This window comes from Natronococcus sp. CG52 (genome assembly GCF_023913515.1).
GTDB lineage: Archaea > Halobacteriota > Halobacteria > Halobacteriales > Natrialbaceae > Natronococcus > Natronococcus zhouii.
Map to the genome: position 1 here is coordinate 756443 of NZ_CP099391.1, position 17996 is coordinate 774438.

At 65.2% G+C, this 17996-nt stretch carries 12 protein-coding genes; 4 read left to right on the forward strand and 8 right to left on the reverse strand.

What is annotated here, in order from left to right:
- From ppsA to NED97_RS04000, 5 genes are all read right to left on the reverse strand, one after another.
- A complete protein-coding gene (gene ppsA / locus NED97_RS03980; protein WP_252489433.1) occupies nucleotides 1–2343 on the reverse strand; it encodes a phosphoenolpyruvate synthase in 2343 nt (780 codons plus the stop codon).
- 270 nt (nucleotides 2344–2613) lie between these two features.
- On the reverse strand, nucleotides 2614–3519 hold the full coding sequence (locus tag NED97_RS03985; protein WP_252489434.1) for a PhzF family phenazine biosynthesis protein: 906 nt from the start codon (nucleotides 3517–3519) through the stop codon (nucleotides 2614–2616).
- 48 nt (nucleotides 3520–3567) lie between these two features.
- Complete coding sequence (locus NED97_RS03990) at nucleotides 3568–4941, reverse strand: alpha/beta hydrolase (RefSeq protein ID WP_252489435.1); 1374 nt, start codon at nucleotides 4939–4941, stop codon at nucleotides 3568–3570.
- 128 nt (nucleotides 4942–5069) lie between these two features.
- A complete protein-coding gene (thiC, locus tag NED97_RS03995) occupies nucleotides 5070–6506 on the reverse strand; it encodes a phosphomethylpyrimidine synthase ThiC (RefSeq protein ID WP_252489436.1) in 1437 nt (478 codons plus the stop codon).
- 62 nt (nucleotides 6507–6568) lie between these two features.
- A complete protein-coding gene (locus tag NED97_RS04000; RefSeq protein WP_252489437.1) occupies nucleotides 6569–7924 on the reverse strand; it encodes a S1 family peptidase in 1356 nt (451 codons plus the stop codon).
- A 130-nt stretch (nucleotides 7925–8054) separates the two neighbouring features.
- On the opposite strand from NED97_RS04000, the gene NED97_RS04005 reads away from it, so the two are divergent.
- A complete protein-coding gene (locus NED97_RS04005; protein ID WP_252489438.1) occupies nucleotides 8055–8750 on the forward strand; it encodes a phosphoribosyltransferase in 696 nt (231 codons plus the stop codon).
- Between the two features lie 6 nt (nucleotides 8751–8756).
- Entirely contained in the window at nucleotides 8757–9425 is a 669-nt protein-coding gene (locus NED97_RS04010) for an HD domain-containing protein (protein ID WP_345781221.1), read from the forward strand.
- Here NED97_RS04010 and NED97_RS04015 read toward each other — a convergent pair whose 3' ends face one another.
- Nucleotides 9426–10847, reverse strand: a complete 1422-nt coding sequence (locus NED97_RS04015; RefSeq protein ID WP_252490568.1) for an MATE family efflux transporter — start codon at nucleotides 10845–10847, stop codon at nucleotides 9426–9428.
- Between the two features lie 285 nt (nucleotides 10848–11132).
- Between NED97_RS04015 and mtnP the strand changes: the two genes are divergently transcribed.
- Together mtnP and NED97_RS04025 are read left to right on the forward strand one after the other, a co-directional pair.
- Entirely contained in the window at nucleotides 11133–11987 is an 855-nt protein-coding gene (gene mtnP / locus NED97_RS04020; RefSeq protein ID WP_252489439.1) for an S-methyl-5'-thioadenosine phosphorylase, read from the forward strand.
- 476 nt (nucleotides 11988–12463) lie between these two features.
- On the forward strand, nucleotides 12464–13078 hold the full coding sequence (locus NED97_RS04025; protein ID WP_252489440.1) for a DUF7344 domain-containing protein: 615 nt from the start codon (nucleotides 12464–12466) through the stop codon (nucleotides 13076–13078).
- Nucleotides 13079–13165: 87 nt separating this feature from the next.
- Here the strand turns inward: NED97_RS04025 and NED97_RS04030 are convergent, their stop codons facing one another.
- Both NED97_RS04030 and smc read right to left on the reverse strand, forming a co-directional pair.
- Nucleotides 13166–14383, reverse strand: a complete 1218-nt coding sequence (locus NED97_RS04030; protein ID WP_345781222.1) for a segregation/condensation protein A — start codon at nucleotides 14381–14383, stop codon at nucleotides 13166–13168.
- Nucleotides 14376–17957: a chromosome segregation protein SMC gene (smc, locus tag NED97_RS04035; RefSeq protein ID WP_252489441.1), complete on the reverse strand. Its 3582-nt coding sequence runs from the start codon at nucleotides 17955–17957 to the stop codon at nucleotides 14376–14378. The genes NED97_RS04030 and smc overlap by 8 nt, the downstream gene beginning before the upstream one ends.
- Between the last annotated feature and the right edge of the window lie 39 nt (nucleotides 17958–17996).

The following is a 17996-nucleotide window of genomic DNA, read 5'->3' on the forward strand; positions in this document are numbered from 1 at the left end:
TCAGCGCACCGAATCGAGCAGCAGCTTCTGCTCGACCCGCTTGACCTCGTGCTGGACGTCGCGGACGGCGTCGATGTTAGCCGAAATGGAGCTCACGCCCTCGTTGACGAGGAACTGGACCATCTCGGGTTTCGAGCCGGCCTGGCCGCAGATGCTCGTCTCGACGTCGTGCTCGCGGCAGGTCTCGATGACGTTACCGATCAGCTGGAGGATGGAGGGGTGAAGTTCGTCGAACCGGTCGGCGACGTGCTCGTTGTTGCGATCGACCGCGAGCGTGTACTGGGTGAGGTCGTTCGTCCCGAACGACGCGAAGTCGATGCCCGCTCCGGCCATCTCCTCGACCGACAGCGCGGAGGCGGGCGTCTCGATCATCACGCCCCAAGTTCGCTTCTCGGGATCGATGCCGGCGTCGGTCATGAGCCGCTTGGCCTGGTGGACGTCCTCGGCGTCGTTGACCAGCGGAAACATGATCTCGACGTTGTCGTAGCCCATGTCGTAGAGCCGGCGGAACGCCTCGAGTTCGTGCGCGAATACCTCCGGTCGATCCAGCGACCGTCGGATGCCGCGGTAGCCGAGCATCGGATTGTGCTCGTTCGGTTCGTCCTCGCCGCCCTCGAGTTGGCGGAACTCGTCGGTCGGCGCGTCGAGCGTTCGCACGCGGACGGGTCGCGGATAGAACTCGTCTGCGACGCCCCGGATTCCCTGGACGAGTTCCTGAATGTAGGCGTCCTCACCGTTCTCCTCGATGAACTTCGTCGGCGTCTGGTTCAGCGAGAGGATCATGTGCTCGGTCCGCAGGAGGCCGACGCCGTCGGCGCCGGTCGCGGCGGCCCGTTCTGCGGCCTCGGGAATCGAGACGTTGACTTTGACTTCGGTCGCGGTCATCGGCTTGACCGGCGACTGCGGGCGGACCTCCTCGACGGGTTCGGTCTCCTCTTCGTCGGAAACGACGTCTCCCTCGAGAACGGACCCCTTGTCGCCGTCGAGCGTGACGACCTGTCCGTCCTCGAGTACGCTGGTCGCGTTGGTCGTGCCGACGATCGCAGGGACGCCGAGTTCTCTGGAGACGATGGCAGCGTGGCTGGTCATGCCGCCCTCGTCGGTGATGATCCCGGCGGCGCGTTTCATCGCGGGAACCATATCCGGCATCGTCATCTCGGTCACGATGATGTCGCCGGCGTCGACCTTGTCGAGTTCGTCGAGTTTCGTCACGATCCGGGCCGCACCGCTTACCCGTCCCGGACTCGAGCCGAGCCCGTCGACGACGACGTTGCCGCTCCCGGTGGTATCCGTCCCCGACGTCTCGGCGCTGTCGGTGGTCTGAACGCCACTCCCGTCGGTGAGCCCCTTCGCGGCGCTGGCGGTGTCGTCCGTCACGTCGACGCCTCCGACGTCGCCCTCGTCGATCGTCGTGATCGGTCGCGACTGGAGCATGAAAACCGCTCCTTCCACGATCGCCCACTCGACGTCCTGCGGAGTGTCGTAGTGGTCTTCGACGCGTTCGCCGAGTTCGACGAGTCGATCGATCTCGTCCTGCGAGAGTACGCGCGCGTTCCGTTTATCGCCGGGAACCTCGCGCTCGACCGTCTCGCCGGTGTCGTCGTCCTTGACGTGCATCACTTTCTTTTCGGCGACGGTTACGTCGACGTCGCTGCCGTCACGCGGGACGACGTAGTTATCCGGCGAGACGGCGCCGGAGACGACGGCCTCGCCGAGCCCCCAGGCGGCCTCGATGATCATCGTCGGGTCGCCCGTCGAAGGGTGACTCGTGAACATGACGCCGGACTTCTCGGCGTCGACCATCTGCTGGACGACGACCGCGATGTTCACCGCCGAGTGGTCGAATCCCTTCTCCTGTCGGTAGTAGATCGCCCGCTGAGTGAACAGCGAGGCCCAGCAGCTTCGCACGCGTTCGAGAAGATCCTCCTCGGTGATGTTCAGGAACGTCTCCTGCTGGCCGGCGAAGGAAGCGTCGGGGAGGTCTTCCGCGGTCGCGGAGGAACGAACGGCGACGAACGCCTCCTCGTCGCCACCGACCTGTCGGTAGGCGTCGAGAATTTCCTCGCGCAGGTCGTCGGGGAACGGCGTTTCGACGATGAGTTCCTGGGCGCGCTCCGCCGCGTCCGCGAGCGCGCTCGAGTCCTCGACGTCGACGTCGACCGCCTCGAACAGTTCCTCGTCGATATTCGCGTTCTCGATGAACGATCGGTAGGTGCCCGCAGTTACGACGAAACCAGGTGGGACGGGTAAGCCAGCGCCCGTGAGCTCCCCCAGAGAAGCTCCTTTACCGCCGACTTTCTCGAGGTCACCGGCGCTGATTTCGTCCAACCAGAGTACAGCCATCTGTATCTGTGTGGACTCCGGAGCGAATAAAGAAGGTTGCGAACGATTGTGTATATTAGAAACTCGATAGTGAGTCAGGTTTTCTCTCGTGCGGCAAAATTCGCTCCCCGGAGAGGACGATTCTACTACCACGCCCGGGTACGGCAGCTGGTATTTAGCGCACTTTCGAGCGGATAATCGGACGGTATCCTCCCTTTACCGGCTGTTAAACGCCGCTCGCAACACGGGAGTCCGAAACCGTCTCGACTTCATTCGGGACGCTCGGTTGGATCAGGCCTCGAGGATGTCGTCTCCCCCGTCGTCGGGGACGGTGAGGGTACCCTCCAGCGCCGTCACGCCGCGGCCGCCGACCTGAACGCGGTCGTCGACGCGAACGCGGACGATCCCCGGCCGGTCGACGTAGTGGCCCTGCTCGAGGCGCAACTCCTCGGGGAGGTCGTCGTCGAACGCTCCGAACTGATCGAGGTACGCGCCGACGGCGCCGCTGGCGGTGCCGGTGACCGGATCTTCCGGGACGCCCGCGTCGGGGGCGAACATGCGTCCGTGAAGCGTCGAGGTGCCCTCGAGCACGTCGAACGTGAAGAGGTAGACGCCCGCCGCGTCGAGTTCGTCCGTCAACTCCTCGATCGCGGCCATGTCGGGGTCCGCGTTTCCGACGTCGGAGAGGTAGGTGATCGGCACCATCAGAAACGACAGTCCCGTGGAGGAGATCGCGAGCGGTAGGTCGGCGCTCGCTCCCTCGAGTGCCGCCCGATCCACGCCGAGGGCCTCGGCGACGCGGTCGTAGTCGACCTCGGCCTCGCGAACCGTTGGCGCGTCCTGGGTCATCCAGACCGTCCCATCTTCCTCGAGTTCGATCTCGAGAACGCCGACGTTCGTCTCGAGGGTCGTCGTGCCGGCTTCGAGCCCCTCGTCGTGGAGGTGGGCGTAGCTCCCGATCGTCGCGTGGCCGCAGAGGTCGACCTCCTGGGTCGGGGTGAAGTACCGGATCCGGCGGTCGGCGTCCGCGTCGTCGCTCGAGCGCAGGAACGCCGTCTCGCTCAGCGCCAGTTCCCGGGCGATCGCCTGCATCTGCTCGTCCGTGAGTCTATCCGCCTCGGGAACGACGCCGGCCGGATTCCCCGCCAACGGCTCGTCGGTAAACGCGTCGACCTGCAGGATCCGAATCGTGTTCATACCGTCGGCGTCGAACGGGCGGGCCATCAATCCATCGCCGGCGCGGGTTCACAGCGTTTCGATCCAGTTGTCGATATCGGCGACCACCTGCGAACCCACGTTGTTTCGCACGCGATACTCGAAGGCGACGCCGGGCCCCTCGACCGGCATGAACAGGTGGTTGAGGCCGTCGTAGCGCTCGAAACTCGTCTCGGAACGGTCGTCGAGTTCGGACTGCCACGCGCCGAAGTCGTCCTCGAGGCTGGCCTGGAAGTCCCGCTCACCCTGGAGGAAGTAGAGGGGTTCGTCGATCTCTCGAGCCGTCTCGAGGGCGTCGTACTCCTCGAGGCTCTCCCAGAACGCGCCGGAGAAGTCGAGGAGGACGTCGTCTTCGTCGTAGTCGCCGTCGCGGACGCGGTCGATTTCGCCGGCCTGCTTCTCGTACACGTTCGTCATCGCGGGCCACTCGTGGCTGCCGACCGTGGCCTGGTGCTCGAGGTGCGCGAGGACGACCTCGTAGAACGGGCGGGCGGGAGCACCCATCGCGACGCCGCCGGCCAGGCCGCCGTCCCGGTCGACGATTCGGGGGACGGCGAGTCCGCCGACTCCCAGACCGGCGACGACGACTAAATCGTCGTCGACCGCCTCGACGCTCCGGAGTTCGTCGATCGCGAGAAGCGCGTCGTCGACGGTCGTCGCGTCGAGCGTGTGATCTTCTGGCTCGATCTCTCGCGGGCAGGCGTACGTCCGCTTGTCGTACCTGAACGTCGCGACTCCTTCGGTCGCGAGACCCTCCGCCAGATCGGCGAACGCCCTCGTCGCAACACTGCCCAGGTTCCTGTCTGCCGGACCGGAGTCGTGGACGAGGACGACGCCGGGTATCGAGTCGGCATCCGCATCTGCGGGAAGCGTTACGGTTCCGTCCAGGGAACACTCCTCGGTCTCGAGGGTCGCCTCCTGCTCCGTGATCGAATCGCGATCGACGTACGCCGGCCGCTCGTAGGTGTCGTTGAACGTGATACCCGCGACGTCGAACTCGTCGGTGACCAGGACCTGCAGTTCGTGGTCGCTGCGCTCGAACGCCATCGTGACGTTGACGGCGTCGAAACCGCTCGCGACGGTCTCGGTCGTCTCCGCGACCTCGTGGAACTCGCCGCCGACCGCGGTGTAGCCCAGCCAGATCTGCTCGAGTTCGCCGACGGCGACCCGCGACCGGGCATCCGGAGCGATCCGATCGTACGCCCGCTCGAACCGTTCGTTCCCCAGTTTCTCCACGAATTTGGTCGCCGTCTCCACGGCCGTCCCGGACTGTGTGGAGTCTCCGCCGGTTCCGTCGTCCGTCTCCGACAGGTCGTCGCTGAACAGGTCGGTACACCCCGCGAGAGCCGAAACCGCCGCCGTCGAAACCGAGGTCAGGAGAGTCCGTCGTCCCAGTTCGTTCATAGTTACTGATCGGTCAATACCCGTTGCAATAGCTGTGTTCCACGTTGTCACTCCGTGAAACGCGCTCGCCCGACGACCGTCCGAAGGGCCGTTCCGGAGCCGAGCGCACCCCTCCTGTCGGCGAGCGTTCAGTCGTCAGCCGCCTCCTCGAGTGGCTCTTCGTCCAGTTTCTCGAGTTCCGAGAGGCCGCTCGAGTCGTGACTGCCGACCGGCGGCAGGTTCACGGCCGCCGCGGGCGAGGTCTCGAGGTCGGTTTCGGTGTCGAGACGCCGCATCTCGCCCGCCTTTCTCGCATCTTGGTCGATCCGCATCGAGCAGAACTCGACGCCGCACATCGAGCAGAACCGCGCCTCCTTGTAGTTGTCCCCGGGCAGGGTCCGGTCGTGGAAGGACCGCGCGCGGTCGGGGTCGAGCGCGAGGCGGAACTGCTCGCGCCAGTCGAACTCGTAACGGGCCTCCGAGAGGGCGTCGTCCCAGTCTCGAGCGCCCGGACGCCCGTTCGCCACGTCGCCGCTGTGGGCGGCGATCCGGTAGGCGGCGAGTCCGTCCCGAACGTCCTCCCGTTCGGGGAGGCCGAGGTGTTCCTTGGGGGTGACGTAACAGAGCATCGCCGCGCCGGCCTGGGCGGCTATCGCGGCGCCGATCGCACTCGTGATGTGGTCGTAGCCCGGCGCGACGTCGGTCACGAGCGGTCCCAGCACGTAGAACGGGGCGCCGTCGCAGACCTCCTGCTGGCGTTCGACGTTCTCGGCGACTTTGTGCATCGGAACGTGACCGGGTCCTTCGACCATCACCTGCACGCCGTGGTCCCAGGCGACGTCGGTCAGTTCGCCCAGCGTGTCCAGTTCGGCGTACTGGGCCTCGTCGCAGGCGTCGGCCAGACAGCCCGGCCGAAGGCTGTCGCCGAGGCTGAAGGTGACGTCGTACTCGACGAATATTTCGCAGAGGTCCTCGAAGATCCGGAAGAACGGATTCTGTTCGCCGCGTTCTTCCATCCACTTCGCCATGATCGATCCCCCGCGCGAGACGATCCCCGTCTTGCGGCCGTCGGTCAGCGGCAGGTGCTCGGCCAAGATACCCGCGTGGATCGTCATGTAGTCGACGCCCTGCTCGGCCTGCTTCTCGACGACTTCGAGCAGTAGCTCCGTCGTGATCTCCTCGGGGCTGCCCGCTCGCTTGACCGCCTCGTACAGCGGAACCGTTCCGAGCGGGACCGGCGAGTACTCGACGTGGGTCTCCCGGATCTCGTCCAAGTCGCTGCCCGTTCCGAGGTCCATCACCGTGTCCGCGCCGTAGTGGACCGCCGTGTGGAGCTTTTCGAGTTCCGTCTCGAGGTCGCTCGACTCCTCGCTGTTCCCGATGTTGGCGTTGACCTTGGTCGCGAACTCGCGACCGATGATCATGGGATCGAGCGCGTCGTGGGCGACGTTCGCCGGAATGACGGCCCGTCCCTCGGCGACCTGCTTCCGAACGAACTCGGGGTCGCGGTTCTCTCGTTCGGCGACGCGATCCATCTCGGGCGTCACGGTTCCCTCGCGGGCGGCCTGGAGCTGCGTTCGAACCATCTACTATCGACTGGTACCACTAGGTGATAAAACACGGGATCATCGTTCCGCGGAAGCGCGTGCTACTCGATCCTGCCACCGGCGATCGCGACGTCGATCGTGTCGCTCGAATCGTCGGGGACGTCGACGACGACCTCCACCGAGCGCCGAACTCCGTCTCGAGCCCGACCCGGGTCGTCATCGGGCTCGACCTCGAAGCGCCGACGCTCGTCGTCGATATCGAGCCAGTAGCTGCCCGGCTCGCTCGCCGCGACGACGACCGTCGCCGCCACTCGTCTGCCGGGACGAGGCTGATCCTCGAACGTGACCGACTCGAGTTCGAGCGCCGGACCCTCGAGGTCGACCTCGACCGAGTGCTCGAACGTAGTCGTGTAGACGGGCGCGTCCCGTTCGTCGTCACCGTCGTCCTCGTCCGGCTCTCCGGTGAGAATTTCGACGCCGAGTTCCCGCTCGACGTTGGCGATCCGGTTGCAGATCGTCTGTTCGGCCGAGCCGGCGAACAGCAGGCCGACGAGCGCCCCGTCCTCGAGAAAGACGGCCGAGCCGCTGTCGCCGCCCTCCGACATGTGACCGGCGATCAGCTGCTCGCGAAGGGTGACGGTGCCGTGCTCGCCGCCGAACTCGACGCTGACGCTCGCACTCGTCGACTCCACCGTCGCACTCGTGACGCCCGTCGTTCGGCCGGTCTTCGTGACCGTCTCACCCCGAAGCTCGTCGTAGTCGTCGCGCCGAACGTCGGTCGGCCACTCCTCCTCGAGTCCGTAGTAGGTCGCCGACTCGCGTTCGAGTTCGACGGAACGGGCGGCGACGTCGACCCGAACGCCGTCCTCGATCGGGACGTAGCCGACGAGATCGCCGACCTCGTCGTCGTGGCCTCCGCCGTCGTGCGGAGCGGGCTGGAGAACCGGTTCGCCGAAGTCGGCCTCGTTCGAGCGCGCGTACACGTGATTGTTCGACAGTCGAACGAGATCCCCCGGCTCGGCGACGTCGCTCCAGACCGCCTCGCTCGCGTCGTCAGTGGTCTCGTCCGCGTCCTCACCGGGCTCGTTCGCGATTCGAGCGGGATACGGTCCGCCCGTCCCCGCAGTCGAGTTCGCGTTGATCTCGCTCACGCCGGCCGGGACCGGCCGGTGGCGGTCGCCGCGGTCCTCGAGCGCCTCTGGAGCCGGCTCGAGAATCGACAGCGCGTCGTATCCGTCGCGGTCCTCGTCGTAGCCGGCGTCGACGACGTCGACGGTGACGTCCGCGTCGGTTTCGACCTCCGTGATGCGCTTTTCGACGTCGTCCTCGTCGTCGAGCGCGCCGGGCGGGAGCTTCCGGGAGACGAAGACCCGAACCCTGTCCTCGCGCTCGTCGTAGTCGACGCCGATCACGTTCCGACACTCGAGGAGGTACTCGAAATCCCGCGTCGTAGGCATAATTGAAGGTACAACCGGTTCGTACCGAACGGGCTTAGTCGTGTGGTCCAGTCTCACGGACCGAGACGAGGGTTCGTTTCAGCCCACTTATGGGGGTGGGACTACTTCGTCTCGAGTAGGTGGCCACCAGATGTCCGACCTACCGGACGATTTCGACTGTACGATAACGAACTGGGACTACATCTACAGCCTCTGTCGCGACGTCAGCGACGAGGTGCGCCGGGACGACTTCGAACCCGACGTCATCGTCGCACTCGCCCGCGGCGGCTGGTTCGCGGGCCGCTGTATCTGTGACTTCCTGGGACTCGACGACCTGACGAGCCTGAAGATGGAACACTACGTCGGCACGGCACAGAAGACCGGCGAGCCGACCGTTCGCTACCCGATGCCCGAGGGCAGCGTCGAGGGGAAGGACGTTCTCATCATCGACGACATCGCCGACACCGGCGGCTCGATCGAACGCGCCTACGAGTACGTCGACGACCGCAACGCCGGCGAGGTTCGCACCGCGACCCTCCAGTTGCTCCGGACCAGCGAGTACGAACCCGACTACGTCGGCGAGCGACTCGAGGAGTGGACCTGGGTCGTCTACCCGTGGAACTTCATCGAGGACATGGTCGACCTGGTCTCCGGCGCGATGGAACGGGCCGACCAGGAGGAGTTCACGACCGACGCCATTCGTCACTACCTCTCGGAGTACCACGGCGTCGAGCGCATGGAGATGGAGATCGCTCAGCCCGACCGCCTCCAGGAGGTTCTCACGGAGATGGAGCGCCGAGGCGTCCTCGAGATGGCTAACCACGGCGAGTGGGTACTGGTCGAGTGAGTTGCCGTGAGCGACGGTCCCGGTACCGACGCGGAGTCGGACGTTGATCCCGACCCGAATTCGGATCGCGGACGCGGTGTCGAGGCCGTCCTCCGGGCGTTCGCGCTGAAAGACGAGGGGCGCACCGGGTGGCAACTCCGCGGCGTCGACGACCCCGAATCGGTCGCCGACCACACGTGGGGCGTCTGCCTGCTGTGTCTGTTCTACGCGCCCCTCGCGGAGGTCGACCGCGACCGTGCGCTCCGGATGGCCGTCCTTCACGACCTCGCGGAGGCCGAGACGGGCGACTTCCCGACTCGTGCCGACACGACGGCCGAGACGATCGACTCCGCAGCGAAGGAGCGTCTCGAGCGAGCGGCCATTACGGAGTTGCTCGAGCCGTTCGACGACGACCTTCGCGGGCTGTGGGAGGCGTACGAGGACCGCGAGACCGAGACGGCGCGCTTCGTCAAGGACATGGATCTCGTCGATATGTGTCTGCAGGCCGTTCGATACGAACGCGAGCGTCGGTACGATCCGACCGCGGATCCGGACGACCGTCTTTCCGAGTACGACCACCTCGACGAGTTCTTCGCGACGGCCGAGCCTCGGGTCCGGACCGACGTGGGCCGCGAACTGTTCGAGGACGCGTTCGAGCGGTACGAAGCGGCGAAACGGTCCCCCGAGGGAGACTGATTACTCCGCCGGCGTTCCGGTGGTCGAGTCGGCTTCGTCGTCCTGCTCTCGAGGCTCGTCGGCGTCCGCTTTCCGGGCTTGCTCGTCGTCTTCGTCCACGATCGACTCCTTCCAGGTGCCGCGGGTGAACCACGCGATGGCCGCCAGCGCGCCGACGACGTCGCCGGCGACGACGCCGATCCAGATCCCCGTCGTCCCCCAGCCGGCGACGAAGATGAGGTAGTAGCTTACGGGCACGCGCGCGATCCAGAGCGTGACCACCGAGAAGACCAGCGCGGTCTTCGTGTTCCCCGCGCCGCGGAACGCCCCGAGGATCACCTGCAGCACGCCCATGAAGACGAACATAACCGCGGCGATCTGCAGGTAGGTAGTCCCGTAGGCGAGGGTGTCCGCTCGCCCCTCCACGTCGGCCGTGAGAAACACGCCGACGATCGGCTCCGGGAACAGGAACGCGATCGCTCCCGCCGCGAGCATGATTCCGGCGATCGCGCTCGAGGCGAGCCACGTCGCCCGCTCGGCGCGGTCGGGTTTCTCGGCGCCGAGGTTCTGGCCGACGATCGTGTCGGTCGCCTGCCCCATCCCCATCGCGGGGAGAAACGCCAGCGAGATGAGTCGGTTTCCGAGTCCGTAAGCCGCGACGACCGCGGGCGGAAACGTCGCGACCATCGCCGTCATCGAGATCATCGCGAGCGAACTCATCGACTGCTCGGCCGCCGTCGGGACGCCCAGTCGAGTGATCTTCGAGACGTACTCGAGACGCGGAACGAGGTGGTCGGCCTCGATGTCGGGCCCGACGTCCGTGTAGAACAGGACGTAGAACCCGATTCCGGTGGCGATCGCCCGTGAGATAACCGTCGCGACCGCGGCGCCCTGAATCTCGAGGCGGGGGAACGGTCCGACGCCGAAGATCAACAGCGGGTCGATCGCGAGGTTGATCAGGACGCTGACGAACATCACGCGCATCGGGGCGTGAGTGTTGCCGTAGCCGCGCATCAGCGAGACGAAGATGAAGAAGCCGAACAGGAACGGCATCCCGAGGAAGAACACCCGCATGTAGTCGCCCGCGAGCGGGACGATCCGGGCCTGCGTCTCGGGGTCCGCGGGCAACAGCGCGAGCATCGGATCGGTCAGGAAGTAGCCCGCGATGCCGAGGACGATCGCGACGATCGAGATGAACGAGAGCGTCTGTCCGGCGATCAGTCCGCCCTCGCCGCTCTCGGCGCCGGTGTGCTGTGCGACGAGGATCGCTCCCGCCGCGGTGAAGCCGCCGCCGATCGAGATCAGGAAGAAGATCAACGGAAACGCCAGGCTGAGCGCGCCGACGGCGTCGGGCGAGAGCGCACCGAGCCAGAAGGTGTCGCCGACGTTGTAGGCGACCTGCAGCAGCTGGATGACGACCAGCGGCCAGGCGAGCCTGAACATCGGCCGTATAAGGTCCCCGTCGGTGAGGTCCCCCGCGTCCTCCGCATCGTCTGCGTCGTCCGCCCCTCCGAGGTTTTCCGCGCTGCTCGTCGCCGGGGCTCCGTCCTCGTCGGCGTCCTGCTCGGAGGGCATTACGGATCGAAATAGCACCCGACCCACTTGAACACTCGTGGAGAGTGATACCACACCTCGTATCGATCAGTCGATCGATCGGCGGACGGGCGATTCAGCGGAAACCGCATCGAACCCGTATCGTTTACGTCCTCGCCCGCGCGAGGTGTGGGCATGACCATCGGCGTCATCGGCGGAAGCGGTATCTACGAGGCACTGCCACTCGAGAAGGTCTCCACGAAGTCGGTCTCGACCCCGTACGGAGAACCGAGCGAGGACGTCACCCTCGGCGAACTCGGGGGGCGAGAGGTCGCGTTCCTCCCGCGACACGGCCAGAACCACCAGCACACGCCGACGGGAGCGGGCTACCGGGCGAACATTTACGCGCTGAAGTCCGTCGGCGTCGATCGCGTGATCGCGACCAACGCGGTCGGCAGCCTCCGGGAGGAGTTGCCTCCGCGGACGCTCGTCGTTCCGGACCAGATCTACGATCGGACGAAACACCGCACGCCGACCTTCTTCGGCGACGGGATGGTCGTCCACATGAGCTTCGCCGAACCGTACTGTCCCGAGATGGTCGGCCACCTCGCCGAGTCGGCACGGGAGGCGACCGACGCCGACGTCTCGGAGGACGGTACCTACGTCTGTATCGAGGGACCGCAGTACTCGACGAAAGCCGAGAGCGAGTTCTACCGCGAACAGGGCTGGGACATCGTCGGGATGACGACCATCCCGGAGGCGAAACTGGCTCGGGAGGCCGAGTTGAGTTACGCGACCGTCGCCGGCGTCACCGACTACGATGTCTGGAAGGACGACAGCGAGGTGAGCCTCGAGGAGGTACTCGAGAACGCCGAGGCCAACCAGGAGTCGATCAATGCGGTCGTCGAACACGCGATTCGGACGATGCCCGAGGACTTCGAGAGCGAGGCCTGGAGCGCACTCGAGGGAACGATCAACACGCCGACCGACGCCATTCCGGCGGAGACCCGCGAGCGGGCCGACCTGTTGGCCGGCGAATATCTCGACTAGCGTTTCAGGAATAGAATACCGCGTGGGCGGTCCGCCGCCGGATTGTTCGCCTCCCAGAACAGTTTTTTCGGAAAATCCGCGCGTTATTGATCGGCTACGAGACCCGTATCAACTTCTTATTGAGTTCCAGCGTTTTTTACTGGAGCCTCGATTTCGCCGTTGCCGGGACGCGAGTCCGTTATGGACACCCTACGCTATTGTAGTGAACCGCTACCATACCAAATAGCATTGGAACAACCCATATACCTCTTTCTACCATCTCTTTGAGTGCGAGATAATCTGACCCCGCTACGACCGTCAGTTCAACTCGACTGCCGATCGGTCGGCCTGACCGGCAGCCGGAGAAAGTATGGTGTTTGTGCAGTTTTATACCTATTCTCGGCCCATTAGGCCACCATGTCTCCGTATATTTTCAAAAATACAGATTGTCACAGAAAGATTTATGTATCTATAGACTTCATTATCGGGTGCAGAGCATGACCCTCAAAACTGACCGTTCAGCCCACTCATCGGACGACCCTGCCCCCGAAGCAGAGTCGGGTGAGACGCCGAAACTCTCCAGCGACGAGATCTTTCACATCCTCCAGACGAACCGCCGGCGGGACACGATTCGATATCTCCTCGAGGAGGACGGCCCCGTCAAGATGCGCGACGTTGCAGAGTACGTCGCCGCTCGCGAAAACGACACGACCGTCGCGAAACTGTCCTCGACGGAGCGACAGCGCGTCTACATCCCGCTGTACCAGTCGCACCTGCCGAAACTCGACGAAGAAGGTGTGATCGAGTACAACCAGCCGCGCGGAATCGTCCGTCCGACGGACCAGCTGGAAACCTTCGAGCCGTACATCAAGGCGACCGAGGACGGCGCGTCGAGTCTGGAAGCCCAGACGCCCGACGGCCGTACGGTCAAAGAGTACTACGTCACCGCAGTCGCCGCGAGTGCGAGTCTGCTGCTCGCATCCGTGGCCGGCATCCTCACGATCCCGGGACTGGTTCTCGGAGCGATCATCACCGCGCTGTTCGCACTGATCACCCTCGTCACGAACCTGTCGCAGTTCGTCGAGTCCGTCAACAGTATGACCCCTCAGTAATCGACGATACCGACGCTGCCGAGACTTGCTGATATCTCTCTCGAAGCTACCCGAAGAGGATCGTCCGTTCTCCGTGCCGACGTCGCGTTAGTTAGCGATCGCTCCGGAGGGGTCCGGATCGACCGTCGTCCGCTGAATCCAGAGATCACCGAACAGTTCGTCCTGTTCGAGCACGATTTCTCCCCGGTGGGCCAAGAAGAGCAGCGCGAGGTATGTCATCACGCGCGAGCCGCCGGTCTCATCGATCTCGGCGTAGAGGACCTCCTCGCGTCCTCGCTCGTAGCGGGACTCGAGTTCCGCCTCCACGTCTTCGATAACCCGGTCGATGTCTTCCTCGTGAGTCGTGTGCGTGACGTCGTCGCTCGTCGGCTCGTCGTCCACCCGAAAGTCGTCGCCCGAGTGGTAGCTCAGCTCCTGAACGCCGCGGTCGTACCCCTGGGGGGAGTCGCTCGTATCGTAGCTCCGGGAGTCCTTCCACCAGGTGTCGCGCTCCGCGTCGCGAAGATCGCGCACCAGTTCGTCCAGCGTCTCGGGCTTGCCGCGGGCGTGCTTGCGCTCGAGTCGCCGCTCCATCTCCGCCTCGAGCCCCTCGACGGGGTCGAACGCCGGCGCTCCGTCGGAGTCGTCTACCGGGCCCTCGTCCGCGAACGGAGCCTCCCAGGGCGGAAGCTCCTCCTCTTCGGGTTCGTCCGGCGCGAACAGTTCGTCGCTTTTCATTCGCAACAGGACGCTCGCGTAGAACAGCGCTCGGCCGGACGTCCGCAGGTCGGCGTCGTCGAGCGCCTCGAGGAACTTGTCGGTTACCGCGACGATGTCGATGTCCCACGGATCGATCTCGCCGTCCTTGGCGAGCTGGACGAGGAGTTCGACGGGTTCGACCTCGTCGTCGTCGGCTTCCGACTCCTCCAGATCGGCTTCGCTGTCGGTGAACTCGAGCACCGAGCCGCCGTCCTCGCCCGGCGGGTCGCGGTCGTCGTGTCCGGCGATGTTCAGCGGGATGTCGTCGTCTGTGGAACGAGACGCGTCTCGGGACGACTCGCGCTCACCGCCGTCGGTTCGAACGGGGTGGCTCGAGCCGCGTGGCGGCTCGCTACCTCGCGGGCCACTCCGTTCCCCGTCTGCTCGCGGACCGTCGGTCCGCCCGCACGGTTCGAGGAACGCAGAGCGCCCCTCGCTGCTCGGTTTTTCCGAGGACCCCTTCGTCGTCTCCGACTCCTCGAACCCTTCGCTGCTCGCGGTTTCACCGCTCGCTTCTATCGAGGACCCCTTCGTCGTCTCCGACTCCTCGGACTCCTCGCTAGTCATCAGCCAGCACCTCTTCGCCCTCTCCCTCGCTCAGGTCGATCCCCGTCACCGCGCTCACGTTGTCCTGTTGCATCGTGACCCCGATGGCGCGCTCGGAGCGATCGAGCATCGCCGAGCGGTGAGAAACCACGACGAACTGCGCCTTCTCGGAGAGTTCGTCGACCATCTGGCCGATTCGCTCGGCGTTGACGGCGTCGAGGAAGGCGTCGACCTCGTCGAGCGCGTAGAACGGCGCCGGGTTGTGCCGCTGGATCGCGAAGATGAAGGCCAGCGCGGTCAGCGACTTCTCGCCGCCCGACATCGCGTCCAGCCGCTGGATCGGCTTGTCGCCCGGCTGGGCCTTCATGGTCAGCCCGCCCTCGAACGGATCCTCCTGATCCTCGAGGTGGAGGGTGCCGGTCCCCTCCGAGAGCTTCTCGAAGATCTCCGTGAACTGAGCGGCGATCTCGTCGTAGGAGTCCATGAACGTCTGCTTCTTCTGGGTCTCGTACTGCTCGATCCGTTCTCGGATGCCGTCGGCCTCCTCGACCAGCGTGGCCTTCGCGTCCTCGAGGCCCGCGAGGTCGTCGCGAACCTCGTCGTACTCGTCGATCGCGAGCATGTTCACCGGCTCCATCGCCTCCATATCCGCTTGCAGGAGCTCGATCATCTCGAGGACGGTCTCGTGATCCGGCACGTCTTCGGGATCGTAGTCGCCGACCTCCGCCTCGAGGCTCTCGATCTCCCACTCGAGGTCACCCAGCCGGCTCCGCTTGTCCTCGAGTTTGCTCTCGACGGCGTTGACGCGGTCCTGTTGCCGGTCGCGCTTCGTCCGCGCGTCGGCGAGTTCCTCTTTCAGGTCGCTTCGTTCGTCTTTCAGCTCGGCGAGCTCGGTCTCGAGCTCTTCGACCGCCTCGTGTTTCGCCTCGAGCGTCTCGCGCTTCTCGGCGATCGTCTCCTCGTAGTCGTCGATCCGGCCTTCGTGTTCGGCCTTCCGGTTCTGGGCGTCCTCGATGTCGTCGTGAAGCTCCTCGATGGCGTCCTCGGCGTACTCCTTCTCGAGGCTCAGCTCGTTGAGTTCGCCGTCGAGTTCGCCGATCTGGGCCTCGCGGTCGTCGATCTCTGCCTCGAGATCCTCGATCTCGGCGGTGAGTTCGGGGATCTTCGAGTCCGCGAGCTCCGTCTCGAGGTCGTCGATGTCGGCTTCGATCTCCTCGATCACCGCCGTCCGCTCCTCTATCTCCGCGGAGATCTCGGTCATCCGCTCGTCGACGGACTCGCGTTCGTCGCGGAGTTCCTCGAGTTCGGCCTCGAGATCCTCGATCTCGGCCGTGATCGCCTCGCGGCGCTCCTCGAGTTTCTCGATCTCTCCCTCGATCGAACGCACCTCGTCGGCCGCGTCGGTCTTCCGGTCGCGGGCGTCGTCGAGTCGATCCTCGACGTCCCGGAGGTCGTCGCGCAGCGACTCGCGTTCCTCTTGCAGGTCGGTGATCTGTTTCGCGACGCGTTCGAGCTGTCCCTCGCCGCCGCCGGTGAACGAGTAGCGCGACCCCTTCCGGGAGCCGCCGGTCATCGCGCCGCTCTTTTCGACCAGGTCGCCGTCGAGCGTAACCATCCGGTAGTCACCCATGTACGAGCGGGCGGTCTCGATGTCCTCGACGACCAGCGTATCCCCGAGGACGTACGAGAAGATGCCGGCGTACTGCTCGTCGAAATCGACGAGGTCGTAGGCGAAGCCGACGATGCCGGGATCGGTCGGCGCGTTCGGCAGCCGACGCTTGCTCATATCGGTCATCGGGAGGAAGGTTGCGCGACCGGCGTTGCGCGACTTCAGGTGCTCGATACACTGCTGTCCGACGACATCGTCGTCGACGACCACGTTCGCGAGCCGCCCGCCAGCGGCCGTCTCGCAGGCGACCGCGTACTCGCCCGAGACGCTGCCGAGCTGGGCGACCGCGCCGTGAACGCCGTTGATTCCCGCGTTGAGGATCGTCGTGACCGCTCGGCCGAAGGAGGAGTCGCCGCTCTCGCCGGCCTTGGCCTCGAGTTCGGCGTACTCCTGTTGTTTCGCCTGTATCTCGTCGTCGAGTTCGTCGAGTTCCGACTGGACGCGTCGCTTCTCCCCTTTCAGGTCGTCGACGACGCTCGCGATGTTCTCGCGGTTCGCCTCCGCCTTCTGCAGTTCCCGCTCGAGTTCGCTCTTCTTGCTCTCGAGTTCGGGGATCTCCTCGCGTTTTTGCTCGATCGTCTCCTCTTTCTCGCTGATGGCGTTCGATCGCCGTCGGGCCTCGTCGAGCAGGCGGTCCTGCTCGCGCTGGCGGTCGTTCTTCTCGGTCTTGGCTTCCTCCAGGTCGTCCTTGCGGTCGGCGAGGTCGGCTTTCAGCTCGTCGAACTCGGTGTCGACGGCCTCGATCTCGGCCTCGAGTTCGTCGCGTTCGACCTCGCGTTCCTGAATCTCCGTCTTGATCGAGGCCTTCTCGAGTTTGTGGTCGCGGATCTCGTCCGCGAGGTCGTCGATCTGCTCCTGTTTGCGGTCGATCTGGACGAACGCCTCGCGGCGGTCGGACTCGGCGGCCTCGATCTGTTCCTCGCTGGCCTCGATCTTGTCCTCGAGCCGCGAGATGTCGCCCTTGATCTCCTCGATCTCGCTCTTGATCCGGAGCTGTTCGTCCTCGCCCTTGCGCTCGATCTCCGCGTTCAGGTCCTCGAGGTCCTCCTGCAGGCGGATCACCGTCCCCTGGCGTTCGTCCAGGGTGCGCTGGAGGTCCTCGAGTTCGTCCTCGAGCTCCCCGACGTTCTCCTCGAGCGCGTCGAGTTCCTCGCGCTTCTCCTCGAGTTCGCTCGCCTTCTTGTACCCCTCGTACTCCTCCTTCTCGCGGCGCAGCCGCCGGTATCGCAGCGCTTCCCGGCGCTCGTCCTCGAGCTGGGCGAGCCGGTCGCGCTTCTCCTCGATGCGGAGTTCGGCCTCGTCGATCCGCTCCTGGACGACCTCGAGCTCCTCGAAGGCGTCCTCCTTCTTGGCGTCGAACTCCGCGACGCCGGCGATCTCGTCGATGATCTCTCGGCGTGCGTGGGGCGTCATGTTGATGATCTCGGTGACGTCGCCCTGCATGACGACGTTGTACCCTTCCGGAGTGACGCCGGCCTGTGCGAGCAGGTCCTGGATGTCGGAGAGATTGACCGCCCGGTCGTTCAGGTAGTAGTAGGAGTAGTAATTGTCCTCCGTCTCCTTCACGCGCCGACGGATCCGAATCTCGTCGATGTCGCCGACGTCCTCGGTTCCGGCGGCGTTGATCACCTGGGATCGCTCGAGGGTCTCGTCGGAGTTGTCGAGAATGACTTCGACGACCGCCTCGCGCGGGCCGCCGGACGTGGAACTGTCCTCGTGTCCGGGATTGTAGATGAGATCGGTCAGCTTCTCGGCGCGGATCCCCCGCGTTCGGGCGAGACCCAGCGCGAAGAGGACGGCGTCGATAATGTTCGACTTTCCGGAGCCGTTCGGCCCGGTGACGACGGTGAAGTCCTCGTAGAACGGGATCTTGGTCTTTCGGCCGAAGCTCTTGAAGTTGTCTAAAACGATCGCCTTGATGTACATACCCTTCTCGAGTCCTCCATTCGCCCCCGCCGCGAACCG